This is a genomic window from Occallatibacter riparius (assembly GCF_025264625.1).
Taxonomy (GTDB): Bacteria; Acidobacteriota; Terriglobia; order Terriglobales; family Acidobacteriaceae; genus Telmatobacter; species Telmatobacter riparius.
Genome location: NZ_CP093313.1, coordinates 49513 through 75543 on the forward strand (window position 1 = coordinate 49513; position 26031 = coordinate 75543).

General features: G+C 57.7%; 19 protein-coding genes and 1 tRNA gene. 3 read left to right on the forward strand and 17 right to left on the reverse strand.

Annotated features, from left to right (window positions below; translation table 11 throughout):
• Nucleotides 1-185: 185 nt before the first annotated feature.
• Nucleotides 186-1736: an amidophosphoribosyltransferase gene (gene purF / locus MOP44_RS00170; RefSeq protein WP_260793869.1), complete on the reverse strand. Its 1551-nt coding sequence runs from the start codon at nucleotides 1734-1736 to the stop codon at nucleotides 186-188.
• On the reverse strand, nucleotides 1733-4192 hold the full coding sequence (gene purL / locus MOP44_RS00175) for a phosphoribosylformylglycinamidine synthase subunit PurL (protein WP_260793870.1): 2460 nt from the start codon (nucleotides 4190-4192) through the stop codon (nucleotides 1733-1735). The genes purF and purL overlap by 4 nt, the downstream gene beginning before the upstream one ends.
• Before the next feature lie 126 nt (nucleotides 4193-4318).
• Between purL and MOP44_RS00180 the strand changes: the two genes are divergently transcribed.
• Nucleotides 4319-4406 (forward strand) — tRNA-Leu (locus tag MOP44_RS00180).
• A gap of 565 nt (nucleotides 4407-4971) precedes the next feature.
• Here the strand turns inward: MOP44_RS00180 and MOP44_RS00185 are convergent.
• The gene (locus tag MOP44_RS00185; protein WP_313901083.1) at nucleotides 4972-5154 is read right to left on the reverse strand and encodes an RHS repeat-associated core domain-containing protein; all 183 of its coding nucleotides are present in this window, start codon (nucleotides 5152-5154) and stop codon (nucleotides 4972-4974) included.
• A 795-nt stretch (nucleotides 5155-5949) separates the two neighbouring features.
• Here MOP44_RS00185 and MOP44_RS27930 point away from each other — a divergent pair.
• Nucleotides 5950-6447, forward strand: coding sequence for a tyrosine-type recombinase/integrase (locus MOP44_RS27930; RefSeq protein ID WP_390905458.1), 498 nt, complete (start codon nucleotides 5950-5952; stop codon nucleotides 6445-6447).
• 341 nt (nucleotides 6448-6788) lie between these two features.
• On the opposite strand, the gene MOP44_RS00190 is transcribed toward MOP44_RS27930, so the two are convergent.
• The 14 genes from MOP44_RS00190 to MOP44_RS27935 all read right to left on the reverse strand — a co-directional run bounded on the left by MOP44_RS00190 (nucleotide 6789) and on the right by MOP44_RS27935 (nucleotide 24835).
• Nucleotides 6789-8108, reverse strand: a complete 1320-nt coding sequence (locus MOP44_RS00190) for a carboxymuconolactone decarboxylase family protein (RefSeq protein ID WP_260793871.1) — start codon at nucleotides 8106-8108, stop codon at nucleotides 6789-6791.
• Between the two features lie 8 nt (nucleotides 8109-8116).
• Nucleotides 8117-11449 (reverse strand): TonB-dependent receptor, encoded by a 3333-nt coding sequence (locus MOP44_RS00195; RefSeq protein WP_260793872.1) that lies wholly within the window; start codon nucleotides 11447-11449, stop codon nucleotides 8117-8119.
• 672 nt (nucleotides 11450-12121) lie between these two features.
• Nucleotides 12122-13498 (reverse strand): NAD(P)/FAD-dependent oxidoreductase, encoded by a 1377-nt coding sequence (locus MOP44_RS00200; protein ID WP_260793873.1) that lies wholly within the window; start codon nucleotides 13496-13498, stop codon nucleotides 12122-12124.
• 190 nt (nucleotides 13499-13688) lie between these two features.
• Nucleotides 13689-14684: a TetR/AcrR family transcriptional regulator C-terminal domain-containing protein gene (locus MOP44_RS00205; protein WP_260793874.1), complete on the reverse strand. Its 996-nt coding sequence runs from the start codon at nucleotides 14682-14684 to the stop codon at nucleotides 13689-13691.
• Complete coding sequence (locus tag MOP44_RS00210) at nucleotides 14681-15298, reverse strand: TetR/AcrR family transcriptional regulator C-terminal domain-containing protein (RefSeq protein ID WP_260793875.1); 618 nt, start codon at nucleotides 15296-15298, stop codon at nucleotides 14681-14683. Before MOP44_RS00210 ends, MOP44_RS00205 begins: the two co-directional genes overlap by 4 nt.
• 539 nt (nucleotides 15299-15837) lie before the next feature.
• Entirely contained in the window at nucleotides 15838-17442 is a 1605-nt protein-coding gene (locus tag MOP44_RS00215) for a DHA2 family efflux MFS transporter permease subunit (protein ID WP_260793876.1), read from the reverse strand.
• Between the two features lie 11 nt (nucleotides 17443-17453).
• Nucleotides 17454-18494: an HlyD family secretion protein gene (locus MOP44_RS00220; protein WP_390905459.1), complete on the reverse strand. Its 1041-nt coding sequence runs from the start codon at nucleotides 18492-18494 to the stop codon at nucleotides 17454-17456.
• 278 nt (nucleotides 18495-18772) lie between these two features.
• On the reverse strand, nucleotides 18773-19990 hold the full coding sequence (locus tag MOP44_RS00225; RefSeq protein WP_260793878.1) for a TolC family protein: 1218 nt from the start codon (nucleotides 19988-19990) through the stop codon (nucleotides 18773-18775).
• Nucleotides 19991-20311: 321 nt separating this feature from the next.
• Nucleotides 20312-20500 (reverse strand): hypothetical protein, encoded by a 189-nt coding sequence (locus MOP44_RS00230; RefSeq protein WP_260793879.1) that lies wholly within the window; start codon nucleotides 20498-20500, stop codon nucleotides 20312-20314.
• A 598-nt stretch (nucleotides 20501-21098) separates the two neighbouring features.
• Nucleotides 21099-21944: an alpha/beta fold hydrolase gene (locus MOP44_RS00235; protein ID WP_260793880.1), complete on the reverse strand. Its 846-nt coding sequence runs from the start codon at nucleotides 21942-21944 to the stop codon at nucleotides 21099-21101.
• Between the two features lie 43 nt (nucleotides 21945-21987).
• Nucleotides 21988-22377 carry a cupin domain-containing protein gene (locus tag MOP44_RS00240; RefSeq protein WP_260793881.1) on the reverse strand — a complete coding sequence of 130 codons (390 nt, stop codon included), beginning with the start codon at nucleotides 22375-22377 and terminating at the stop codon, nucleotides 21988-21990.
• 135 nt (nucleotides 22378-22512) lie between these two features.
• A complete protein-coding gene (locus MOP44_RS00245; RefSeq protein ID WP_260793882.1) occupies nucleotides 22513-23280 on the reverse strand; it encodes an SDR family oxidoreductase in 768 nt (255 codons plus the stop codon).
• A 243-nt stretch (nucleotides 23281-23523) separates the two neighbouring features.
• Nucleotides 23524-24108, reverse strand: a complete 585-nt coding sequence (locus MOP44_RS00250) for a TMEM175 family protein (RefSeq protein ID WP_260793883.1) — start codon at nucleotides 24106-24108, stop codon at nucleotides 23524-23526.
• A gap of 154 nt (nucleotides 24109-24262) precedes the next feature.
• Nucleotides 24263-24835: a Rieske (2Fe-2S) protein gene (locus MOP44_RS27935; protein ID WP_390905460.1), complete on the reverse strand. Its 573-nt coding sequence runs from the start codon at nucleotides 24833-24835 to the stop codon at nucleotides 24263-24265.
• On the opposite strand from MOP44_RS27935, the gene MOP44_RS00255 reads away from it, so the two are divergent.
• Nucleotides 24804-25916: a ferritin-like domain-containing protein gene (locus MOP44_RS00255; RefSeq protein ID WP_260793884.1), complete on the forward strand. Its 1113-nt coding sequence runs from the start codon at nucleotides 24804-24806 to the stop codon at nucleotides 25914-25916. The genes MOP44_RS27935 and MOP44_RS00255 overlap by 32 nt on opposite strands.
• Nucleotides 25917-26031: the final 115 nt, after the last annotated feature.

Below are 26031 nucleotides of genomic sequence, written 5' to 3' on the forward strand. Positions count from 1 at the left end.
CTCTGGGATCAACTTGCGAGCGCGGCGCTTCAGCCTTTGATATGGATCAAACGCGGAGTAGTCTGCCTGTCAGAAGCAACCGCAGATGCTTCGATCCGCAGGTGCGAAAAGCCGCACCTGTTCCACTCTGGATGAGATTGCGCTGATTTATAGAGCAGCCGGAAGAGAGTGTTGGCCGAGACTGTCTAGACGTTTGCTGCAGCGGGCAGAATGTCTTCCACGTCGACCCACTGGGTGGGGTAGTTGCCGGTATAGCAGGCGACGCAGTAGCCGGTGTTCGCGCCTGGAGTGCTGCCGCAGGCTCTCTGCAGGCCGTCGAGCGAGAGATAGGCAAGTGAATCGGCTTCGATGAACTCGCGGATTTCATCGATCGTCTTGTTGGCGGCGATGAGGTCGCGCTTGCTGGGCGTGTCGACTCCGTAAAAGCACGGCGAGATGGTGGGCGGGCAGCTGATGCGAAGATGAACTTCCTTGGCGCCGGCGCCGCGGACCATGCGGACGATTTTGCGCGAGGTGGTGCCACGGATAATGGAGTCGTCGATGAGGATGACGCGCTTGCCTTCAAGCAGATTGCGTACCGGGTTGAGTTTGAGCTTCACGCCGAAGTCGCGCACGCGCTGCTCGGGCTCAATGAAGGTGCGGCCCACGTAGTGATTGCGGATTAGGCCGAGACGGAACGGCACGCCGGCCTCTTCGGCATAGCCAAGCGCAGCGGTGACGCCGGAGTCGGGCACGGGCACGATGACGTCAGAGGGCACGTGCGACTCGCGGGCGAGCTGACGGCCCATCTGGTCGCGGCTCTCCTGAACCCAGCGGCCATAGATGCGCGAGTCAGGACGGGCGAAGTAGACGTGCTCGAAGATGCAGCTTGTCTGTTCGACTCCGCTGGAGTACTGGCGACTGGTGACACCGTCCTCGGTGACCATGACCAGTTCCCCGGGGAGCACGTCACGCTCGTACTCGGCGCGGAGCAGATCGAAGGCGCAGGTCTCGCTGGCGAACACGATGGTGTCGCGGCCGCCGGGATTGTGGATGCGGCCCATGGAAAGCGGGCGGAAACCGCGGGGATCGCGCGCCGCGAAAACACGGTCGCGAGTCATCATGACAATAGAGAAGGCGCCATCGACCTGCGAGAGCGATTCGGCGATGGCATCAACCAGCGTGCCCGCATGCGAGTGCGCGATGAGCTGCACGATGATCTCGGAGTCGGACGTGGTCTGAAAGTATGCGCCGGCGCGCTCGAGCTTGGCGCGAACCGTGCCAAGGTTGACGAGGTTGCCGTTGTGCGCGATGGCGATTAAGCCCTTGGTGGATTCGACGCGGATGGGCTGCGCATTGAGAAGCGCAGAGTCGCCGGTAGTGGAGTAGCGCGTGTGGCCGATAGCCATGTCGCCGGGGAGCTTCTGGAGCACATCATCGGTGAAGATTTCGCTAACGAGGCCCATGCCCTTGATGTTGGCGAGGAACTGGCCATCGGCAGTGGCGATGCCCGCAGACTCCTGGCCGCGATGCTGGAGCGCATAGAGTCCGAGGTAGGCCTGGCGCGCAGCGTCGGGATGACCGTGGATGGCGACTACGCCGCATTCTTCGTGAAGCTCGTCAGCTCCGCCGGCGAGCTCCGATGAACCGGGATCAGGGCTCAGGGGACAGGAAGGCGCGGTGCCGCTCGATTGCGCTTTGATCTGTTCTGAGTGGTCTGGGAGGCCTTCGAATCCCTGATAGAGGACCCGGGTCATGCGAGCACCTCTTCGTGGAGTGCGAAGTCGAGGGCAGCGGCCCAGGGCCTGCGAAGGTCATCAACGGGCGCGGAGATGAAGGTCTCGCCGTAGACTTTGATCTCGAGGCGATTGCCGCCGGTGGTGCCGATGCGGGCGCAGTAAAAGCTGTATTCGTCGGCCAACTCGTCAATCGCATCCACCTGGCTGGGATCGCAGGCGAGGAGCACCGTGGATGCCGGCTCGGCGAACAGGCCGAAGAGCGGATGGATCATGAGCGCCTGTTCCTGCTCGATTGTAGCGCCGATTCCGTGGCGGAAGGTGGATTGCGCGAGAGCGACAGCGATGCCGCCATCGGAGAGGTCGCTTGCGGAGCTGATGAGCTGGCGGTCTGCCAGCACGCCGAGCAGCGTATGCAGGTCGGCTTCGGCTTCAAGGTCGATATCGGGCGGTGTGCCCCAGATTCCGCCGAGCACGACCTTGGCGTATTCAGAGGAACCGAAGGCGGCGAGCTCCGCTGGAGCAATCTCGTCGGTCAAAGGTGCGTCTTCCGAAACGATGGTTGGCTCGTCTCCCATGACTCCGGGAACGCTGCTGGACTGCGCGTCGGTCGGCTCACTGTCGCGCGGAACTTTGAGCGCGGGGTTCGGCTCTTCGCCCCGGGGAACGGGCCAAAGCATCACGATGGCTTCTCCGCCGCGCTGGAAGTGCGCCGGGACAGCCTTGGTAACATCGTCGAGGATGCCGACGATACCGAGCACCGGTGTGGGATAAATCCCCTCGCCGCGCGTCTCGTTGTAGAGCGAGACGTTGCCGCCAGTGATGGGCGTGCCGAGCGTGGTGCAGGCTTCGGAGATGCCGTCGATGGCGGCCGAGAGCTGCGCCATGATTTCGGGCTTCTCAGGATTGCCGAAGTTGAGGCAATTTGTAGCGGCAACAGGAAGGGCGCCGGTCATGGCGACTTTGCGCGCAGACTCGGCGACCGCATGAATCGCGCCAAGCTTGGGGTCGAGATAACACCAGCGACCATTGCCGTCGAGAGCCATAGCGAGGCCACGTTCACGGCCGTCCGTACCGGTGCCCTTGATGCGCATCACACCGGCTTCGCCGCCGGGACCGATGACGGTGTTGGTCTGCACCATGGTGTCGTATTGCTCGTGGACCCAGCGCTTGGAGCAAACGTTGGCGCTAGCGAGGAGAAACTTGAGATCCTCAGTGTAGTTGCGGTCCTGAGCGAGCTGGGCCTGCGCCGACACCGGCGGAATCTGCCCAACGGGAGCCTTCCACACACCGACAGGTCGGTGATACAGAGGTGCGTCGTCCGTCAGCGACTCGTTGGGGATGTCGGCCTCAAGCACACCATGATGGCGAATGCGCAGGCACGGCTCGGGCCTGACGGTACCGACGATGACTGCGTCGAGTCCCCACTTGGCGAAGACCTTGAGCACTTCGTCTTCCCTGCCCTTTTCTGCAACGAGCAGCATGCGCTCCTGGCTTTCAGAGAGCATGATTTCGTAGGCGCTCATGCCGGTTTCGCGCTGGGGCACGAGATCGAGCTCGACATCCAGACCGACACCGCCTCGCGCACCCATCTCGCAAGTAGAGCAGGTGAGGCCGGCTGCGCCCATGTCCTGAATGCCGACGATAGCGCCAGTCTTCATGGCTTCAAGGCAGGCCTCAAGGAGGAGTTTCTCCATGAAGGGATCGCCCACCTGGACGTTGGGGCGCTTCTGATCGGAGCCTTCCTTGAACTCTTCGCTGGCCATAGTGGCGCCGTGGATGCCGTCGCGGCCGGTCTTGGCTCCTACATATATGACGGGGTTGCCGGTGCCGCTGGCCTTGGCGTAGAAGATTTCGTCCTTGCGCACGAGGCCGAGGGCGAATGCATTCACGAGCGGATTCCCACTGTAGCAGGGCTCGAACTTGGTTTCGCCACCGAGATTGGGCACGCCGAAACAGTTGCCGTAGCTCGCGATGCCGTCGACGACACCTTCGACGATGGTGTGGTTCTTGTGGATCAGCTCCTGTTCCACGCCAGGCTCAGGAGTGATAGAGCCGAAGCGGAGCGAATCCATCACCGCGAGAGGCCTCGCACCCATGGTGAAGATGTCGCGGAGGATGCCGCCGACGCCGGTGGCCGCACCCTGATGGGGCTCAATGTAGCTGGGATGGTTGTGGCTCTCGATTTTGAAGGCACAGGCCCAGCCGTCGCCCACATCGATGATGCCTGCATTCTCGCCTGGCCCCTGAACCACGCGATCACTCTTGGTGGGCAGGCGCTTAAGGTGGACGCGGCTGGACTTGTACGAGCAGTGCTCGCTCCACATCACGCTGTAGATGCCGAGTTCCGTGAGCGAGGGGACGCGTCCGAGCGCTTTAAGGATGCGATCGTATTCGTCCGGGGTGATGCTATGTTGCGCAAGAACCTCCGGCGTTACAGTCGTCGGCGAAGGGACAGATGAGGGTGCGGCGGTCATCTCAGTCACCCTTTATTGTCGCATGACCATTACGTTTGTCGAGAGGCCTGAATTCGGTGGAGGTGTCGCGGCACGGTGGCGCGGCCAGTTAGGCCTGTGCGATACTTTGAGGTGCCCACCCATTTAGCCGGGATGGCGGAACTGGCAGACGCAGCGGACTCAAAATCCGCCGACCCTTGCGGTCATGGGGGTTCGACCCCCCCTCCCGGCACCATACAAAAGTAATTAAGAATCAAAGATTTAACAGATGCGCAGAACCTTTGTGCCCAGGATTGTGCCCAGACTGTGCCTAGGTTTTCCCCTTCTAGGCATCACGTCTAGCAGATTCAAGACTGCTCATCGTCAAGGTTGCTTTTCATTAGGCGCGGCGCGCCGTTACGGCCACTGGATTGAACCGCGACCTTGTAAAATCCTCAATCAGAGTTGTCACTCCGCACTGATATCGGACGATCGTTCTAGTCGTGATAAAGCTAGCGTGATGCTGAGCTCTTATAACGGGCGATTATCCGGGGGTCAGGGCTTCAAAAAGTTGCATGGCCGGGCATCTATCCAACAGTCTGCTCCCGCCGTCAGGCAGGGCCTCGAAAACACGCTAGCTGATTTCAGTGATGGATACTGAATGCCGGCTTCAAGAACGAAGACCTTTCCAGGCAAGTCGCGCTGAATTGGTGCCGAGGGACTTGTTCGGCACTCAGCGCCGACTGATTCGCGCTCGAAGCGCAGCCGCCAGAGCTCTCAAGCTTCGATGGACCGCCGTCTTCATAGCCTTGTCGCTGGAGTTAAGAATGCTCCCCGTCGCCGACGCTTCGTCCCGAGTTGTCGATAAAGTCGAGCGGGTTGGAGCGTGCGTAGCTGTACCGATGGAGGCTGGCGGGGCCGTAGATGGAGCCCGAGTACGGGTCGCGGGTCATGAAGCGGCCGCTGACCGGGTTGTACGTTGTACCAGCGGGCGCGGAGATAATAGAGGCCGAGGTTCGTTTGAGTACTCAAATAGGATCTGAAGGCAAACGCTCACAAAGCGCAACTCGACATTCGGGTGGATTCTGCCCACGCCGAAATTGATAGTCGATCTCAATCGATCCGACAATGCTCCTGGCGCTCGACTCAGGTTTCGATCTCCTGCGGGCTGTCAATAAGCGCATCATCGCCGATGCGCTCACCGAGGCATGATCGGCGAGATATGTGGCCGGATGCCCTGGTGCCCGGATCGGCCAAGTTGCCGGGGAAACGGGTTACGGGTCCGACTGCACGAATAGGCTCATTGCCACCGCAGTGGAGGCGGTCGTAATGAGCAAAAATGCCCGTAAGAGCCTCGCGAAGCCAAAGCGACCGAAGACGAAACTTGGCCTTCCTGATCTGGACCATAGCAAATCGGCTGTCCTGGACAGCCTTCGCTCACGCGAGTCGAAGCGCGGATACCGCCACGCGATCGATGAGTTTATTCAGTGGTATTGCTCTGACCCTCGCCTATCGTTCAGCAAAGTAGTCGTCACGCGCTACCGGATTTTCCTCGAGAATCGAAATCTGGCCGCCGGCACGATCAATGGACGGCTCGCCACGGTGCGACGCTTGGCCCACGAGGCTGCGGACGCTGGTCTGCTCAGCCCTGAACTCGCCGCAGGAGTCCGGCGCGTAAAGGGTGTCAGGAAGCTAGGAGTTCGGTTAGGAAACTCGCTCACGGCTGAGGAGGCTCGTCGGTTCTTGCAGTCACCTCGGCAGACACTCTCAAAGGGAAACGTGATCGCGCAAAACTCGCCGTGTTACTTGGTTGCGGACTGCGGCGCCGCGAACTGTCTGATCTGGAGTTCACGCATTTGCAGCAATGCGAGGAGCATTGGGCCATTGTTGATCTCATCGGCAAAGGCGGCCACATTCGGACAGTTCCTGTACCGGATTGGGTCAAAGCGACCATAGATATGTGGGTCTCAGCGGCCGGGGTTTCGACTGGGCGATTATTCCGATGTGTCTGCCGCGCGGGCAAAACCTGGGGCGATATGGTTTCGGAACGCGTTGTGTGGCACGTCGTAAAGCAGTATGCGAAGGCAGTTGGTCTTGCTCAGGTAGCACCCCACGATCTGAAGCGCTCTTGCGCAAAACTCTGCCATGCGTGCGGCGGCGAATTGGAGCAGATCCAATTCCTACTCGGACATGTTTCCGTCCAAACTACCGAACGATATCTGGGGTGCAAGCAGCGAATCCGCGGAGCTGTTAACGACAACATCGGCATCGAACCGCAGCAAGGATCCGCGAGATAGGAGCGCGTAGGCGACTTTGCGGCCAGGTGGCGAGCTGGCACCACATTTGTCGGTGAGCGATTTAGCGATTTGTCAGAAGATACGCCTTGAAGTCCTCTTGGGTTCTGCTTCTGATTCCAGCATCGATTCCCCGGTCCCCCAAGTGCGAGGGACCGAGGCACCAACTGCACATCCCTCAGCCCCCTGACGATCACCCTACGAACTAAGACCTGTTCGCGGGCACCCCGCATGCGCGCACGGTCCTTCGGGATGACACGGCGTTTGGCGGGTTGAAGCGGGGATTCGCGGATATGTCTTTCGAGTCTCGCCACAGGAGAAGCCCCGTGGCGAGCTTGGACTCTTTATTGCAATGACGAAGTACTCGTCTGGGCTGTGTGGTAGACCTCGCGGTAAGTCTGTACCGCTGCGTCTTCTGAAGGAAGATGCAGGCCATCGGTAAAGCGGTTGAAACCGGCAAAGCTGCAGATCTGCATTAAGACATCGAGAGCCCCTTGTTCTCCAAATGCCGCGCGAAGAGTCTGGTAATCGGCATCGGTGATCGAAGGAGGATCGAGCGCAAGTTTGCGAGCGAAGAGAACGGCGGCGTGCTCGCGCGGGGTGAGGGCATCATCGTCCTTCTTCATGGCCATGAGCTTGCCCATGGAGACGCCGAGCTTGTGGAGACCGAGCACTTGGTGGAGCGTGCAGTAGCGGCATCCGTTCGCCAGAGAAACTGCGAATGAAACCTGTAATTGTTCTTCGCGGCTGATGACCCAGGATTGCCGCGCTGTGGTTCCGAAATTCATCCAAGCGTCCGCCAGTTCGGGGCAACGCAGGAGTGCGCGCATGGAGTTGGCAAAGCCAATTCCCCAGCCGTTTGAAGGGACCTTGGGATCCTTCATGGCGGCCAGGCGGTCGCTTGTCGCTTTCATCTCTCCATCGGAGATGAGCCCGATGCGCGCCGTGGGTAGACTGGCCGCAGCCTCTGGTTCCGTCGCTGGGGAATCGAGGACCCAGCTCTCGACAGGAAGATTCAGAGCCTCGGCAAAGCGGTCGAGGTAATTGAAGATGCAAACCGTCATGGTCATCTCGACGATTTGCGAATCGTTGTAGAAGCCGCGCACTTTCGCAAATTCGCTGTCGCTGACCCCGTGCACACCACCTGTGAGGCCCTCAGCGTATTCGAGTGCGAGCCTGTCGGCGGGTTGCAGGGAGTCGAAGTTGCCGGACTGGAGCGCCGCGAGAACCTCGCGGCCTCGGTCAGTGGTGCGGAGGTAGCGCTCCATGTGCGCGACCACATAGGGACTGCTGTGCAACTGCGCCATGCGCAGGCCCATCGCTAATTTAACTTCGGGTGCGACAAATCCGCCATAGAGCAGCGTCTTCATCACGTGTGCGAACGAAGCGGGAACGCCGGGCATGGAAGCCATAGCGCGGAGATAGTTCGGCACGTGACCGCTGCCTGCCGGTTCGAGGCTGTCAATTCCGTTGAATGCTTCGGCGGATTCCGGGGCCAGTTGGATCCTGGCAGTTGCGGTGATCTGCTTTCGCGCCTGGTCCTGGAGACTCGAAAGCGAAACCGTTGGAATATTTCCTGCGTCGCTGGCCGACTCAGGAAGCGCCGGAGAAATCGAGAGACACAGGAGGGCGGCGATGGATGCAATGTACCGAGTCGTCTTCATGTTCCCCCTCAGAAGGCAAATTTGACGCTGGCCTGCAGCGTGCGAGGATCAAAGGCGCGTATGGACTTGCCGAAGCTGGAAGTGGTCGAATACGTTCCAGTCTTGGAATTGAGCGCCAGTGAAAGATCAGAGTTGGGCAGGTAAAGATTGACGTAATTCAGGATGTTGAAAGCGTCGAGCCGAAGCTGCATCCGAGTCCGGTCCAGCAGGGAGAAGCTCCGGGCCAGTGAGACGTCTGAGTTGATCTGGTGCGGCCCGCGATAGGTGAAGCGTCCCAACGTGCCGTCCTGACCTAGCGAGGGTGTGGGGAAGGCGTTGGGATCGAACAGCCCTGTGAGGAACCGCTTGTGGGAAAACGAAGAGGATACGGTCCCTGGCTTCGGAGCGTTGGGACGATCGTAGTAGCCGCTGAAAATGGCGCCGCCCCCATCGAGGTTGTAATCGCCGCCTGTATTCATCAGCGTTCCGCTGGTGCAACCAGCAGATGGAGCCGGCGTCAGCGTACCGTTGTTGTTGCATTGCAAGTTGGAAGGGGCGCCGTTCCACACCGAGAAAGGACGGCCGGATTGAACCGCTGTAATGGTCGAGAGTTCCCAGTGGTCAGCGACGGCAGCAAGCAGACTCCGCTGCTTGACCGGATTGGGCGCCCAGAGCACCGATGCCGTGAAGCGCTGCGGAATGTCGAACATCGAATGTCCGCGTTCGCAATGCAGGCAGTTGAAATCCTCCGCACCTTTGGCGGGCTCGGAGCTGTCGGTGAACTGGCCCGGCTGCGTGTCGGAGTCTGTATCGAGCCACTTTGAGAAGCGATAGTTCGCCTGCAGCGACAACTGCCCAACATTGTGGCGCACTTCGACCGTGCCTGCGTTGTAGCTGGACGACACGCCATTGGTGACCCAGGTGAGCGTGCCGAAATTGGGGTTGATGCGGTGCAGTTTGCCAATCTGATTGGGGTTGCTGATCAAGTCGCCCTTCATCCGGTTGACATCGTCGAGCCGTTCAAGATTCACACCGGTGGTGCCTACGTAACCCACCTCGATGACCCAGTTTCTAGGAAACTCATGTTCGACGTTGAGGAACCAGCTCTCGCTGTATTGCGTCTTGATGGTCGGATTGACCACGAATCCGGTGATCTGCAGGCCTGGCACACCTCCCTGAGCGTTCAAGCCTCGGGCAAATTGGGGATTGTAGGGGACGGGAATACCGTAGTTGATCTGGGTTCCGATGCCCTGTGCGGGACTCAGCACGCCCTGAATAGCGTCCGGTGGCAACGCGCGAGCACCGGCGATCGATTGGCCGTGATGCGGTTGGAAAGCGAGGCTGAACCCCGCGCGGATGGAAGATTTGCCGTCTCCAAACGGGTCGTAGGCGAAGCCAACGCGCGGAGAGAAGTTGAGCTTTTGTGGAGTATAGAGCCGCTTGACTCGTCCCACAGCGCCAGTGGCCAGCCGCTCGTCGAAGGTGCTTCCGGTCCCAGGAATGAAGGACGAGAGCAAGCCATGTTTCTCGGATGCATCGCCGAAGTAGTCGTGGCGCAGACCGAGGTTCAACGTGAAGCGCGAGCTGATCTTCCAATCGTCCTGGACGAATAGCCCGCTCTCATAAACCGTGAAATAACGCGGAAACCCCGCGGGCTCGCCCGTGTAGGGATTGACAGTAAGGGTCTGCGAGAAGGGCTTATCTCCCGCGAAATCGGTCGCTGTCCTGAAAAAGAACGACCCTGCCGTGGGGGGTGCGAGAGAGATGCCTTTGAAGATCTTGCGGAACTCTCCACCGGTGCGGATGAGTTGGCGACCGTGTTGAATGCTCACAGTATCGCGCCATTCGTAAGTGCGGAGGCGCGTCCCGTTCAGGAAGATATCGCCGAATGGCGCCTGAATGCCGACTATGGTGATCTGCGGTACAACCGCCTTCGGGTTTCCAACTTCGGTATCCAACGCGAGGAAGGAAAACCGCGCGTCATTCACGAGGTGATCGAAGACATGAACATGTCCGAGATTTGCATCTCCGAAGAAGCCATTGAACGGCCCCAGGTAACCTCGAGCCGCCTCTCCCAGGGTGGCAGGTTGCGAGCTGTACCCACCGTTGTCATACTCGTTCTCTGAGATCCATCGGCCGATCACTTTGTCCTTGCCACCGTGGAAGGAGTGATCGACTCTTCCCAGATATTGATCGGCGGTGGAATAGTCACCCAGGATCACCGCAGCCGTCGCCAGTTCAGGGATCGGCGTGCTCGATCCCGAAGGAGTAAAATCGACTTCGCCCGCGTACTTCTGCCCATTCGTACCCGGCAATGGCCTGGGGGCCGGATGCGACTTGAGCAGGCCCGCCGCCACGCTCGAGGGCGCATTGGTCACAACGTAGTTGCTGAACTCGGGCGTCTCCACCTGGAACTGCAGAGCCTGTCCTGAGGCATTGCGGGTTCCTTCATACGAAACAAAGAAGAAAGTCTTGTCCTTGAAAATAGGCCCGCCGAGGATACCGCCGAATTGATTGAAAACCAGGGGAGTCCCGCGCGTCGCGAAGTAGTTCCGTGCGTTCACATCGGTATTGCGAATGTATTCCCAGGCCTTCCCGTGGAACTCGTTCGTACCGGACTTGGTGCGCAGGTTGACGACCGAACCGTTGCCTCGGCCAAACTCCGCAGAAAAGTTTCCGGTTTGTACCTGCACTTCTTCCACGGACTCAAGCGTCGGGACAATGGCGGGCTCGCCGGTGTTGTTGGGATTGGTATCCATGGAGCCGTCAAGCACAAAGTTGTTGCCCCGATAGCGATTCCCGTTCACTGTAACCACGGGTGAGTTGGAGAGCTTGGTGGAACTGGCATTCCCTGGTATGGCGGTTGCGCCTGCGCTCAAGCGAGTGAGACCCGTGACATCGCGCTGCGTGACAGGCAGATCGGTGAGTTGCTCCTGGGCGATGGTGTCAGCGAGCCGGGCATCGCTCGCCACGGCGACCCTGGCTTGATCGGCTTGGACGACAACCACCTCGTTGGCCCCGCCCACTTCCAATTGCGCGTTGAGCTCAGTGGTCTGGCCCACCTTGAGTTCCAGACCCTTCTGTTCGAATACCTTGAATCCGGGCGCCGTGACAGAAACCGTATACGCGCCAGGAGGAAGCTCGGGCATCGCGAATGCGCCACGATTGTCCGTGATGCCCTTGCGGGTCTGTCCTGTTTGCTCGTTCCTGACTTCGACGGAAGAGCTGCTGACAAGCTTGCCGGTGGAATCGGTCACAACGCCCGTGAGCGTCGCTTCCGTCAATTGAGCTGCCAACTGTACTGCGGCGAGCAACGACACTGCGCCTACGAGCCCTGTACGGGCAAGTGACCTCCAAAACATGAATTGCTCCTATCTTTCTGCTCTCTCTGCGATGGGCGCCCAGTTGACCTGCCGGGAGGCAGGCCGGGAAATGCCTGGACTACAGGGGCTTGTGCATCTCATCGCGGAGTATACGGAGTCAATACAGGAACCGGCCTCATCCAAACGGCGGGGTTGTAGATGGACATTTAGTTGAGAACTGGTGTAGATCAGCAGGATGACTGTCAGCATTCTTGGGCATCGATTAGTGAACGACCGCCAATCATGTCTTCTAAGCCGATTAGTACCCGCAAGTCGGCTTGTATTTAGGAATCATGACTTCGATTTGCGATATCAGACCGAGGCACTCATCTAACTCAAGTCGATCAGCGTTCCCGGCACATGTCCGTATAGCGGGCGACGCGCTCTCTTGATCAAACACTTCACGAGCCACGCGGCATAAGGGCGCGTCGGCGACTCTACGTCAATGTGGCCCGATCATCCATCGGTAAACGCATTGGATCGTTAACTCCCTGACGTCCCCGGGGGACCGCGGGCACGATGCCCGTTTTTCGATCCTTGTGCGTTTCTCATCCCAAAATCCCAGATTCAGTGTTCTGAACTGAGAGCATGTTGAAAGTTGGAGTCGCTCAATCAGTGCAAGGGGTTGATGAATCGATAGTCGCTCATCCGTGCGAAATCAAGAGAGATCGATCATGCAGGGTCGACCACACTCGTGGTGGCGCGCTCATCGCACAGAAGCGTCATTTGATGTTCGGGGCTTCCGCCTCGTAGAAAAGCCGCCCGAGGATGGTGAGCGTCTTCGATTGAGACGATGTCCCTGCCTGACAGGAAGCTGACGCACCAGCCGGCAAAGACGCGCGCTTTTCGTTCCCAAGTGGGTATTGCGTAGAGGTGATATGCGCGATGGATCAACCAGGCCAGGAAGCCGGTGAAACCGATTCGACCGGACTGGAAGGCACCTCGTCCCTTACCGAGGGTCGCAATTGTGCCTAGATTGCGATGAAGGTATGGCTTTGTCGGCTTCCCATGAAGAGACGCCACAATATTTGTGGCTAGGAGACGGCCTTGTCGGACTGCGTTTTGCGCGTTCGGCACAGTTCGAGCAGTCCGCGAACCTCCAGAAAGATCCGGAACGCTCGCGTCATCTCCTGCCCCCCAAGCATCGTTGATCACCCGATCTTCCGTTCCAACCTGGAGGTCCGGTCGGACGACCAAGAAACCGCGAGAATCTATGGGAAGATCGGTGTGCCTGGCGACAACTGGGTTGGCACCGTTTCCAGCGGCCCAAACTATGATATGAGCGTCGAACTGCTCACCCGTCGAAAGTACTACATGGCCATCAACTACGGAGACCACCTGGGTATTGAGATGTACGCGCGCTCCCCGGCGTTCAAACGACTTCCTGACGCGGGCGGCAATCTCCTCGGATACTTCTGGCATCAGCCGATTGGCCGCCTGTACCAATCGGAAATCGAGGTCCTCCAGTTTTAGCTCCGGATAGTAGCGCAGTAAGCTCACTGCGAGCGAGAATAACTCACCAAACCCTTCTATACCCGTGAAGCCGCCCCCGACAACCACCGCCGTAAGAAGGCGTTTTCGGTCGGCTCCAAAAGGCAATCCGGCGGCCCGGTCGAAGGAAGCGAGCATTCGATTGCGGATAGCGATCGCTTCCTCAACGTGCTTGAGGCCAATAGCCCCCTCTTTAAGCCCGGCGACGGGGTACAAGCGTGTAACAGCTCCCGCCGTAACCACGACGACATCGTAGTTCAATACGTAGTCGTTCCCCGCATACGGAAGTACAACCACGGATTTCTTTGCGTGAGATATTTCAATGACTGAACCTGAAATCACGCGTGTTCGCGGCAAGTTTTTCCGCAACGAGACAAGAGCGTGGCGCGCCTCAATGGAGCCCGCTACCACCTCGGGAAGAAACGGCTGATAGGTCATGTAGGGACGTGGATCGATCAAAATGACCTCAGCCCCATCGTTGCGCGAAAGCTTCTTTTCCAGTCCCAGGGCGGTATAGAACCCGGAATATCCTCCACCTACGATAACAATCTTCTTCATGGCGTCCCCTAGCATGATGTGAACGAGTTGTGGGTTCCTAGTCGTTGCGCCGTCGTTAACTTCGCAATATTACGGAGGAGATGCGATTTGAATGACTGTCGCGGAGTTACCGAGCACTCCCTTGGGCGACAGCCGCCGGCCAAAAGGGTTCTCCTTCGGGACCATTTCTATTGCAGGGTTCTGTGATGAGCTAACCTCCCATCGATGACTCTTCAGAGCCCGCGCCCGTTCTCTGATCCACCGGAGAAGGGCTTCGACCGCAGACTTCGCGAGCCGTCAAATCCGCCTGGCTTGGTTCGGTCTCGCAGCCCAAGACGGCTTCAAGATGAAGGTTCCCACGCAACAGGGACAGGAAGGCTTGCGACAGTTTTTCAAGCTCGCAATCATGAATGCGCTCGGCGGCCCGGCAGTGGTGAGAAACGACAGCGCTAACTGCTGTTTTCACCTGGAGTGGTCCGTGCGTAAAGAACGCCGCTGCGGCAGTGGGAAACCGGGATCCCTCAGATACAGCAAACCGGGGGAGTGCCAGATACCTTGGAGAGAACATGATGTTGGAGATACGTTCTGCGACGTTCATGAGAGCAGCTTCGGGCTCGAGTCTCAGAAGAGCAGGCAGATGGCCTAAGCCATCACTGATTATCTTCTGAGTCGCGGAGGTGATCGTCGTTTCAAGGAACTCGGTCAAATCGACTCGCTCAACGCCGCATTCTGCTGCGAGCCTTCTATATAGACCATGTGGCGTCCAGCACCAATAGGGGCGGCCCAGCATCAACGAGATTTGCACCGCACAATTTGCCCATCCGCGAGCCTGACTTCCGTCACCAGGTATCTGCTCCCTCACCCTTAATATGCTGCCGGTTGCCCCCCAGCGCAGGAATTTCACAGCTTCATCGATCCATAGGCCGGTCACCATGATGCGATTCCACCATGGCTCGTAAATGACCCACTGGCCCTCTCCAACTGTCTTCAGCGCGAAAACATGTTTGTGCTTTGGATGGGTGAACCTGTGCCACCATTGTCTCTGCAACCCGGGCACGAAACATACGAACCACTCGGAGGGGCGCGTGCTGACAGGGGAACCGTGAACGTCAACTTCCGTAGCCGATTCATCTGGGACACAGGGGGTGCCTTCATTCCGGTTCAGGTTGGACTGCGCGAACCTGTTGTTACGAAAGATGTGCGTCATTGCGCCTCCGCCAGGATGCCCCGGCAAAACAAGTCAACGGCCTCAATCACCGCATCGTCTTGATTCTGGACGCATCCTTTTCCTGCGCTGGCCCTCTCATTGAAGAGCTCAAGGTTGTCTCCTAGGAGGCTGAGGAATGCATCAGCGAGGCGCATCGAGTTGTCTATCTGACACCTGTTGAATTCTGCGGATATTCGTTCCAGGTATTGTGCAAGGCACGTAGTGAGTCTCCCAGGACCTCTCTCGAAAAACTTTCGGCCGATTCCCGAGTGTCTCGTGGCCTCGGTCAGCGCTATCCGATAGAGCGCAACCAGATGAGAGGTGGAGTGGGTGTCAACGACGCAACCTCCGAACTCGATGAGAACGTCACGCAATGTTTGGTGGATTTGTGAGCGATGCAAAGGCCGTACGAGCACGTCGGTCAATTCGGATATCATCTCCAGGATTAGGCCGTGCATCGATCCAAACACAGCAATGATTAACTCTCGATCAATGCCAGCCTTGCCGACCGCCGACTCGATATAAGTGGCTGTCGCCCGCTCTTGCCGCAGCACAAAGGCAACTTTCGCGATGATCTCGGTTCTCGCTTCATTGTTGGCTGTATCGTTTTCCATCAGAGGGCCCTTTCCAATGGGTGTGAATGAACGCCGAGTGAGTCGCCAACGATGTGCCGGCGAAATCGGACCGGAACACCGTAGGTTTTCGATGTTGCGGGGTAGTCACTCCTACCACCGTCTAGGAGTGCAAACCGCTTGCCAACAAACCCCGGTCGCGGCTTATTTTCGTGACCGACGGAACAAAGGACTTAGAACGTTCCGGTGCCTCTGCCGCACGCTCTCGCTTCCGGTATTTCGTCATTTGGCATCCGAAGGTTCTTCGCGTTCACGACATATCGTGCGTCACATGGCATGTGGCGAGCACAGCGCAAGCGGCCGGGGCACTCGAGATCGTGGTAAGGGTCCGGTCGGATCCAGTGCTGTCGGCTCGCTTGACGAAAACATCCGCCGCGTGTGTCCCGAGTATGTGGGCAGAACGGTCGAATGTCCCCACAGCTTCACTGGCCGCGTTGTCGCCCTGGGTTTGCAATTAGGTCGTTTGAGGAAGAGGAAATGGGCATCAAGGAATTGAACGGTACAGAGTAGCCCAACCTTTGTCAGTGTCCACCCACGGCACCTGTTATGTGCGCTTTCTTCATGAAGAAAAGAGCGAAGGCGCTTGCGAGCAACACGCAGCCCAGCATCAGAAAGCAATCACTATACGCGAGCAGAAATGCCTCGCGACGGACTATCCCGCCGAGCGCGCCAATCGCTCGCATTTTGGCCGAAGATGGGTCGCTGCCCTGGAACCTGAAGTAGGCTGCCGAGTGCTCCAGGCGTTCCTGGACGGCGCCTGAATAGACGGTCACTGATTCTCCGATCCGCTCTGAGTGGAACCGCTCTCTGACGGAGAGGAGCGTTGACAGTCCGGCAATACCAATCGAACCGCCGATGTTTCGCATCATGTTGAAGAGCGCAGAAGCCGAACCGCTTTCGCGCCCCTTCGCCATACCTGACGTTGTGACTGCGGAAAGCGGAACCATGATGAGAGGCTGGCCGATCGCGCGGATGACGAGCGGGATGTAGAACTGCGGACCGGCAAAATTCGTATCCAGGTGTGCGGTTAAGAAGGAACTGCCGCCGAAAAACAGGACGCCAATGCCAATGATGATCCGAGCGTCGATATGTTCCATCAGCTTCGGCACGAGCGGGATGATAATCAGTTGCGGCATACCCAGCCAGATGATGACCGTGCCGATCTGAGAGGCATCGTAGCCGTGAATTTGTCCGAGGTATAACGGCAGGATGAAGACGACGCCATAGAGGCCGATTCCAAGAATCACGTTAACGATGCTACCCATTGCGAAGGTCCGGCGCGCAAAGAGGCGAAGATCGACGAGCGGTTCTTTCTTGTCGAGCTCAATGAGGACGAAGGCGGGGATAAAGATCGCCGCGATCCAGGCCAACCTGACGATGCCTGGATCGCCAAACCAATCCTTACGATTTCCATCTTCGAGGACGACTTCGAATGCAGCCAGGCCGACTGCCATGGTAACGATTCCGCCCCAATCACCCCTCTTCAGCAAACCCAGTTTCATCGGCTGGTTTTCCATGGTGAACCAAACCGACGCGATCAGCAGGAGTCCGGGAACGACGTTCATGTAAAAGATGAATGGCCAACCGTAATTGTCAGTCAGCCAGCCTCCGAGCAGAGGTCCGATGGCTGGCGCAAATGTGGCGGTGATGCTGAACAATGCCATCCCTACGGGCTGCTTCGGTGCGGGCAAGTAGGTCAGTATGACGACGAATGAGAGAGGAATCAGGACCCCGCCTGTGAACCCCTGCAGGACTCGGAAGAGAATCATCAAGTCCAGCGAGTGCGCTTGTCCGCAACAAACCGAAAAGAACACGAACAAGATCGAGTTCACCAGCAGATATTTCTTCAGCGAAAAGGCCTCGGACAGCCATGCTGTAAGGGGGATCACGACGATCTCAGCGACCAGATAGGACGTCGGCACCCATGAAATCTCGTCTGCGCTGGCCCCAAGCGTCCCTGCGATGTCGCGCAGTGAGGAATTCGTAACAATGATATTCAGCACCGCCACAAAGCAGCCAAGAAGGACCCCGACCACACCGATCCACGTTTTCACCGTCACTCGATCCGAGGTGCCGGAAGGGCGATCTACCGCAGCTAGCTCCGGATTCATCGTAGTGGTTGCCAACGTAGATCTCCTTATTTCGTAGCTACGGTAACGACAGAAGACATCCCGGGCGAAATCAGGTTCTCATATCCGCGCGTGCTTTCCTGGTCAAGAACGATTTTGACGGGGATGCGCTGCACGATCTTGGTGAAGTTGCCGGTAGCGTTGTCCGGAGGCAACAGGGCAAATTGATTGCCGGAGCCGGGAGCCAGACTGTCCACATGACCGTGAAACTTATGCTTTGGGAAAGTATCGATCTCTACGTCAACGGGTTGACCGGCACGCATCCTATTCAATTGAGTTTCCTTGAAGTTGGCGACCACCCACGGCTGGTCTTCGATGATCGCCATCATCGGCTGTCCAACCTGCACACGCTGGCCGGCCTCTACAGACTTTTTGCCGATCCGGCCACTTACCGGAGCTTTGATGATCGTGTAAGAGAGTTCGAGCTTCGCATTCTCAAGGGCGGCAGCAGCCTCTGCAACAGCGGCCTGCGCGGTGGCAAACTGGCCTTCACGAACGTGAGTATCGAGTCGGGTAGCCTGTGCGGACTGCAATCGTCCTTCTGAGTTTGTCAGCTGGGCTGTTGCTCGAACGACGCCTTGCTGTGCGGCGACCAGTTGTGCCTCAGCCTGGCGTACCTGCTCCTTCGATGCGGCGCGGGCTGCCAGTGCCACTTGATAGCTTGCCTTCTGGTGATCCAGGCTTTGTTTTGAAACCTGCTCTTTCGCGTATAGGTCTTCGTATCTGTGCAGATCGGTCTCATCACGTTGTAAGGTGGCGTCTGCTTCGCTCAACTGAGATTCTGCGCGGGGAACTCCTGCTTCAGCAGCAGTCACGGCGGCTTTCGCCGCCTCGATCGTTGCTTTGGCGTCTCCGATGGAGCCCCGTGCCTCCGTGGTCTGCGCAATTGCCGACTGCGAATTGGAACGAATTGCAGCTTCAGCAGTATCCGCCTGCCGCTTCGCAGCATCGAGCGCGGCCGCGGCGTGATCGAGTCTTATCCTGTAGTCGTTGGGATCGAGGATCACCAGCGTCTGTCCTTCAACCACATGCTGGTTGTCGTCGATCATGACCTGCTGGACCGTGTCCGTGATGCGCGCGCTGATAGGATGCACGTGTCCGGCGAGATATGCATCATCCGTCGACTCGTGATGAGCGGACCAGAGAAGGTAGCGAGCGCCGAAGACCAGCAGGAGGGTCAGTAATGCGGCTCCTCCCCAGATCAGAAGAGTTCTTTTATGCGCAGCGAATTCAGCTCTCCGCGGAAGCTCTTCCTCAATTGCTGCCTTGTCGAGTTGTGGTTCAGCAACTACTTGACTCATGACCTTCTCCTTCCTCGCAAGGGGTCTCAGTGGCTATAGGCTCGTTCGACGGTGCCAACGGCGCGCGCCAACTGCGCTCGAGCGATGTTGTATCGAAACAGCGCGCCGATTTCAGCGTCATTGGCCCGCGCGAGCGAATCCTGAGCGACGATGACCTCGATGTTGTCAGTGACGCCCGACTGAAAGCGGCCCTGCGAGAGAGAAACTTCCTCGTTCGCCAGTTGTACCTCCTGACGTCCAAGGTCTACCTGGTGCAGGGCTGCCTGCAATTCAACTCGCCCATCTCGCACTTGTTCGGTTATGCGGTTGCGTTCCTGAGATAGCTGCTTTCGAGTTTGCTGCTCCACCAGCGCGGTTCGCTTTCGTTCGGCACTGAGCCGGCCGCCAGTGAAGATTGGAATGCCCAGAGTGACCCGGTACTGATATCCGGGAGTAGCCGTGTTGAAGGTCTGTCCCTGTTCATCCCAGAACCCACCAAAGGTCAACTTCGGCAAAGAATTTGCCTCAGCGGCCTTATGCGCGAACTCGGCGACCTTCAGGCCTTCCGACAAGGAGTGAAGTTCAGGCCGCTGTACGAGTGCTATTGGTAGAGAGTCTGAGAAATCGACTGGCGGGGTCGAGAAGAAATCTTGCCGATCAACGAATTCGATCTGCTGGCTATCGGGAATATTCAAGACGCGCTTTAACGCATACAGTGTGGTGTCAGCATCCCTCTGCGCGTCGATCAGTCGCTGCTGTTCTTCTCGCAGCCTCACTTGCGCACGCGACCTATCAATTTTGCTGGCCACCCCATCGCCCAATAAATCATCTGCCTGGTGGGCCAGGCGTTCAGCAAGTTCCATGCGGGACTGCGCAGCTGTAATGCTGGCGAGTGCACGAAGATGCGCCATGTAGCCGCTAACCGCTAGCAGCACCGTTTCCTCGCGGATGGTCTGTTCATCGGCGCGAGTAGCCAGCAGGCGGTGCCCGCTCTCTTGATATTGCCGGATCAGAGTCAGATCGAAAACCGGAGTAGAGAAGGTTGCTCCAATGTGAATTGTCTGAAATGGGCCGACGTCATGGGGGATGATCGAGGGCTGGACGCCGAGTTCAGCCTTTGTGTTGTATCGCGTGACTGTGTCATGCGCAACAAAGCTCGCATTAGGAAGCAACTCAGAACGGGCGATTGCGTGATCCTGCTGACGCGTTGCTGTTTCTATGTTGGCTATTTGGAGATCCAGGTTCTGTTTCAGCGCGAGATCCACAGCGCCCTTCAGGGTCAGGCTCTGCGTTGCGGCTGGCTGGTCCTGACCAATGGCCACTCTTCCTGATGCGGACCAAGCGAAGAGCTGGATGGCCGCCGCGAGTAAACACGATTTGAATCGTTGCCGGCCTGCGATTTTGATGATTATGAACATTTGAATCTCCGCTATCGACCACCCCGTAAGTCGAGGCGCACGCCGAGCCCCGAGGTGCGCCATATGCAAGTCGCGCCTCTGTCGAGACCCCGTCCTTTGATGGGTGTTTCCAGCCTGTCCCGAGAAAGCGAGTGAAACTGCCGCCTGGCACAATCGCTCAGGCTCTTTTCAATTCACGAGGACGTTCATTTTGCGCCCTTTGCACGAATTCCGTACGCGAAGCGCGTCCAGGCTCAGCTTGTCCGGCTTCAAGGTTGCAAGGAGGAACGGTGCCGCCGAGAATACAAAGACTTCGTAGTTGAGCGGCGCGTGAATTCCCAGTACGAACGTCATTGCCGCAGCGAATGTCAGGGCCATTATTCCAGTCAAGCAGCCTGTAACTCGCATCCAGACCCCCAGTATCAAGAGCAGGCCCAGTCCGGCCTCAGCAATAGTCACCACAACTCCAAGCAGTGGGAGGCATACGCCAGGGCACCAAGGATTCAGCTTGGCGGTATAGAGCAGAAAATTATGGAAATTCCCCCATGAAACCAGCGGGGTGCCCGGAGGTCCCCACCATCCCAATCGATCGGCAACTGCAGAAAGGAGCCCAACTCCAAGCCCTATTCGCAAAAAGGCGGCCGCGACGTCGTAGGATCGCGTGGTCGTCAATTCAGTTGAACTTATCTGGACATCGTTCACTGATCGTGCCATGTTCTGACCTCCTAAAGTGGAAACCTCTGTCCTGTCGAGCCCTGGGGAAAATGGCGGCGCCCACTCTGACCTGGATAGGAATTTGAACGTTATCCGTGAAGCCCTATGCGCGACGCGGGTCCTCCAACTGACGGCGATTCTCCTTCGTCGGTGGCAAGCGGAAGAAATCGCGAAAACTCCGCTCCCCTGCGTCCGCGCATAAGCTCCAAATGCCAGTCTTTTAGATGGAGAGAGACTCGATAGCTGGCCGAAATTGGCGGGCTCAGGCGGCCTTGCGGTCCTGATGTACCGACCTGATGAATTCCAGCAAATCCCGGTTAACTTGATCCGCATGCGTGGCTGTGAGGCCGTGCGGTAAACCCGGGTAAAACCGGCCTTTGGCTCCCTTGATGAGCTTGAGCGACTTTTTGCCCGAAAGATCGATCGGCACGATTTGATCGTCCTCGCCATGCATGATCAGCGTCGGGACGTCGAACTTCTTGAGATCTTCGTGAAAATCGGTCTCCGAAAATGCCCTGATGCTGTCGTAGACGTTCTTCAGACCTGCCTGCATGCTCCACAGCCAAAACTGCTCCACCATCCCCAGCGATACCTTCGCGCCAGGTCGATTGGCGCCATAGAACATGATGGCGAAGTCTTTCCAGAATTGTGAGCGGTCGTTGACGAGGCTGCCGCGCAATCCGTCGAAGACTTCGATTGGGATTCCCTCTGGATTTGCAGCGGACTTCACGAGGATTGGAGGGACAGCGCCGATCAAGACTGCCGCGGCCACCCGGCTTGTGCCGTGCCGCCCAATGTAGCGCGTCACTTCGCCGCCGCCCGTAGAGTGTCCCACCAGGGTAACATCGTTAAGATCGAGCGCCTCGATGAGAGCTGCCAGATCGTCGGCGTACCCATTCATATCGTTCCCGAACCAGGCCTGACTAGATCGACCATGGCCTCGCCGGTCGTATGCGATCACGCGAAATCCATTTTCAGCGAGGAACAAGAGTTGACTATCCCATGCATCCGAATTGAGAGGCCAGCCGTGCGAAAACGTGATGGCGGGGCCTTTGCCCCAGTCTTTGTAGTAGATTCGTGTGCCATCCTTCACTGTGATTGTGCTCATTCCAAGATCTCCTTAACTTTGCGGAAGTGCTCGCAGTATGGGTTCAGCTGGCGGGTACCAGCACAGGGGCCCCTTTGTCTTTCACAAGAAACACGACGAATCTCGCCGGCTTGGTCTGGCTCGCGTTCCGCCCAACGACGTGAACATCATCAGGTCCTTCGTAGAAGGTCTGACCCGCTTTGAGAGTCGTTTCCTTTCCACCTCTCACCTGCATCACGATCGAGCCTTCCAGCACGTAAACAAACGCATTCGCGTAGTGCCGATGGGTCGGGTCCGAGCTGCCCGGCGGGTATTCCACTGTAATCATCAGGCCTTCTTTCCCGGGAAGGTTTGGCAGGTCTTTCGACAAGATCGGCGTCACCTTTGCCTCCTGCGCTACCAGCGAGCTGGACATGAGACACGCCAGCGCCAGAACTACTTTCGTGAACGTCATGACTTTAACCTTTCGTGTGATTGATGCCAGTTGAATGTGCGTCAGTACCGACATTGGTGACCGGCGTAGCTTCTCATGGCCGGCTCACCCGGGGTGCCCAGTGCGACAGTATTAGCTGCCTTCTCCAGGGTCGTTCTACTTGGCCACTGCGCCAACGGGCGTAGACTGCGTGAGCCAGGTATCGAAGCGAGTCTCGCCGAGTCGCGCGCCTTTGTCAGGAATCAGGGCCCTCTCGCTCACCTCGATCCCGTAATAGCGCCCATGCGGATCGGAAATCACCTCGCGGGGATCCTGTCGCGCGGCCAGCGAACGGCGGGCAAGTTCATCCAGGCGAAACTGTTCGGGCCCCCCGATTTCGACCGTGCCATTCACTGGTGGGTTCGTCACAATCCTAGCCAACGCACTCGCCACATCATCGGCGGCCATCGGCTGAATAAGGGCCGGGGGCATGCGGACTTTATCGCCCTCTGTGGAATAGTCGACGATCTGCTTTATGAACTCGAAGAACTGCGTCGCGCGGACGATCGTGTAGGGGATCTTCGATGCTTTGATCAGGTTCTCCTGTGCAAGCTTTGCGCGGAAGAACCCGCTGGCAAGCAGGCGCTCGGTTCCCACGACGGAAAGTGCAACGTGATGTCCGACTCCCGCAGTCGCTTCACAGGCGAGAAGATTCCGCGTTGATGTCTCAAAAAACTTCAGCACCGCCGCGTCTTCCCACGAAGGGGAGTTTGTCACATCAACAACCACCGAAGCACCGTTCAGCGCATCTGCCAGTCCGTCCCCCGTAACACTATTTACGCCGGTATTGGGTGACGCGGCTAACGCTTCGTGCCCGTGCTCGCGCAATTTCTTGACAAGCTTCGATCCGATCAGCCCGGTACCGCCAATCACTACGATTTTCATGATCTCTCCTTGTTATCCTCCGAGTGGCTATTCGCTTCTGCCATTCGTATTCGCTAAGACCGAATGCGGTGACGTTTTGTGACACGAAAGAACACCATAATGGCTTCCTCGTTTGTGCTAATCCCAGCGGTCATTCGCGTATGATTTTTGTTCGCTGATTCGCCACGCCACATCGATCGGTCGCCGCATTGCTTTCTTAGCGGTGAGTTCGTGGCGATGGGAACTTATTAGTGCGGCCAACCGTCAGGCCGAGTGGGGGGACAATTGCTTCTCAATTCGCCTGTCAGGAATCACCCACATCAGTGCGGTGCCCACAAGAACCGCCTGGGCAAGCAGGGACGAACGCAGAGTCGCAACACCCGCCACTATGTACAGCACGAGCGACACCTTACCTTTCCAGTCGCGCCCGATCGCCCTTTTCAAGATTGAGTCTTGTCCTTGTGCCCGGATGATTACCAGCTGGAGCATGTAATACGCAACCGCGGCCATGAACAGTACCAACGTGTACAGCGCGGTAGGTAGCGCGGCGAAATGATTTTCACCCATCCACCCGGTTGTGAATGGAAACAACGATAACCAAAACAACAAATGCAGGTTCGCCCAGAGCGTTGCGCCTGTCACGACGGTGCAGACATGCAGCAGGTGGTGGTGGTTGCTCCAATAGATGCCCACAAAAACATAGCTCAGTACGTAGCTCAGAATTATCGGCAGCAATGGCTCAAGGTCTTTCAGACTACCGCCCCGCGGTACCTTCATTTCGAGCACCATGATCGTGATAATGATTGCGATTACCCCGTCACTGAACGCTTCTAACCGTCGCGCAGTCACGCTGCCTCCCTTGAACTCCCGGAGCGTCTCTGATAATGATTGGCCGCAATTTGAGTGACGAACTCACAACCACGGGCCACGAATTGATACAAAGCCACGCATTTCCGGAAAGCACCTCAGAGTATGAGGTGCTCAGCCGCGGTTTGCGATCTAGCTAAAACGCTTCCACGCAGCCACTTTCGCCTTCGACAACAACGGGGAAGGTCTTAAGAGGGTCTGCGGCCGGGTCCCTCAGTACGGCGCCTGTACACACGTTGAACTGAGCGCCATGCCAGGGACAAGTGACCGTCGAGCCGTCAAGGTGGCCTTCGCTTAGAGGACCTCCTCTATGAGTACATCTCGCCTGAGTCGCACAGAATTTCCCCGCTATGTTAAACACGGCTGCTTCGCCCACAGGTAAAGCAGATCCGGGCGGGAGCTCGCTCATCCGAAATTGATTCTTGTTGAGCATCCCTGACTCTTCGTTGGTGGAAGGCGAAACCTCTGTCTGATGTCGATTGATCTGCATAGGGATCCTCGCACTTTTTGATCGATTTGCGGTTAGACCCTCAGGATTGGGGCCTTGGTTCACGCAAAGACCGGGCAGCTCTTCAAAACGTGACAAGGAAATGCGGCCGCAAAAGATCTGATCGAGACGGTCACGAATCGGCGCGCCACCTGGTCTTTGCGTACACAAGCTGTAATGGAGTACTGCGATGGGCAAGCCAGGTTCGAGCGCTCTTCTCATCAGCGCGGCGCCTTCTCCGGCGAAGATGCAAATGCCTTCTCGTTTGGGTCGTACGATCAATTCTCTCGATGGCCTCCGGGAACATTTGCAATGGGCCATCGAGTTGGAGCATTCGACGATCCCACCGTATCTGTGCGCGCTGTATTCAATCGAAGCCGGACACAATTCGGAAGCTGCCGAAGTCTTATCTAGTGTACTTGTTGAGGAGATGTTGCACCTTGCGCTTGCCGCCAATTTACTGAACGCGGTCGGCGGTCAACCACGACTGGTTATCCCGGAGATGCTGCCGGGCTACCCCCGTTATCTGCCACATGGTGACCGCTCCTTTGAGATCTCATTGCTTCGTTTCAGCCCTGAAGCGGTCGAAACATTCTTGAAGATCGAGCAGCCGTCGCCAGCAGGCGCTCCTCCCGAAGATGACAACTATCAGACAATCACTCAGTTTTATGGCGCCATTAAACGAGGAATTTGCGATCTGTCGAGTTCACTCAGCGAATCGACCGTTTTCTGCGGCAACCCGATCCGCCAGATCACCGATCAGCACCTCTACAGTGGTGGCGGACGCATTATCGAGGTCCGTGATCTTTCTTCGGCTCTGCTCGCGCTGGACGAGATTGTGGAGCAAGGAGAAGGAGCTAACCATGATCAGGTTTGGGATGGAGACCGAGACGTATTCCATCCAGACCGTGATCAGGTTGCCCACTACTATCGCTTCCAAGAACTCAGACTGGGCAGGCGCTATCAGCGCGGCGATACGCCAAAGTCTGGCCCGACGGGTAATCCCATCACAGTGGACTGGAATGCTGTCCGACCTATGAGCGCCAACCCCAGGATTGCCAACCACGTTGCCGGCAGTCCAATTCGAATTGCCCAGGAACAATACCGCCTGACTTATTGCACGCTCTTGCGGGATCTAGAAGACGCGTTCAGCGGCGCCCCACAGAACCTAGGTGCCGCAATCGGCGGAATGTACATCTTGAAGGCGCAGGCCGAACGATTGATGCAAATGCCGATCGAAGACGGAACAGCAACCGCAGGTCCGGCATTCGAGTATGTCGATCTGCATCGCGGGAGTGTTTGAATTCCTGCGGGCGCGTGAGGAGTTGCATAGCCCGAACAAAGATCCAGCAGACCAAGACGCAAGTCAGCCGAAGCGATGATCGATAGGAACGCCCCTGGGAGCCAACACCAGAGAA

Excerpts from the sequence above, each read along its gene's own strand:
- purF (WP_260793869.1), bottom strand. The coding sequence starts at position 1,736 with ATGACCCGGGTCCTCTATCAGGGATTCGAAGGCCTCCCAGACCACTCA.
- purL (WP_260793870.1), bottom strand. The coding sequence starts at position 4,192 with ATGACCGCCGCACCCTCATCTGTCCCTTCGCCGACGACTGTAACGCCG.
- MOP44_RS00190 (WP_260793871.1), bottom strand. The coding sequence starts at position 8,108 with ATGAAGACGACTCGGTACATTGCATCCATCGCCGCCCTCCTGTGTCTC.
- MOP44_RS00195 (WP_260793872.1), bottom strand. The coding sequence starts at position 11,449 with ATGTTTTGGAGGTCACTTGCCCGTACAGGGCTCGTAGGCGCAGTGTCG.
- MOP44_RS00200 (WP_260793873.1), bottom strand. The coding sequence starts at position 13,498 with ATGAAGAAGATTGTTATCGTAGGTGGAGGATATTCCGGGTTCTATACC.
- MOP44_RS00205 (WP_260793874.1), bottom strand. The coding sequence starts at position 14,684 with ATGACGCACATCTTTCGTAACAACAGGTTCGCGCAGTCCAACCTGAAC.
- MOP44_RS00210 (WP_260793875.1), bottom strand. The coding sequence starts at position 15,298 with ATGGAAAACGATACAGCCAACAATGAAGCGAGAACCGAGATCATCGCG.
- MOP44_RS00220 (WP_390905459.1), bottom strand. The coding sequence starts at position 18,494 with ATGATCGACGACAACCAGCATGTGGTTGAAGGACAGACGCTGGTGATC.
- MOP44_RS00230 (WP_260793879.1), bottom strand. The coding sequence starts at position 20,500 with ATGGCCCTGACATTCGCTGCGGCAATGACGTTCGTACTGGGAATTCAC.
- MOP44_RS00235 (WP_260793880.1), bottom strand. The coding sequence starts at position 21,944 with ATGAGCACAATCACAGTGAAGGATGGCACACGAATCTACTACAAAGAC.
- MOP44_RS00240 (WP_260793881.1), bottom strand. The coding sequence starts at position 22,377 with ATGACGTTCACGAAAGTAGTTCTGGCGCTGGCGTGTCTCATGTCCAGC.
- MOP44_RS00245 (WP_260793882.1), bottom strand. The coding sequence starts at position 23,280 with ATGAAAATCGTAGTGATTGGCGGTACCGGGCTGATCGGATCGAAGCTT.
- MOP44_RS00255 (WP_260793884.1), top strand. The coding sequence starts at position 24,804 with ATGGGCAAGCCAGGTTCGAGCGCTCTTCTCATCAGCGCGGCGCCTTCT.
- MOP44_RS27935 (WP_390905460.1), bottom strand. The coding sequence starts at position 24,835 with ATGAGAAGAGCGCTCGAACCTGGCTTGCCCATCGCAGTACTCCATTAC.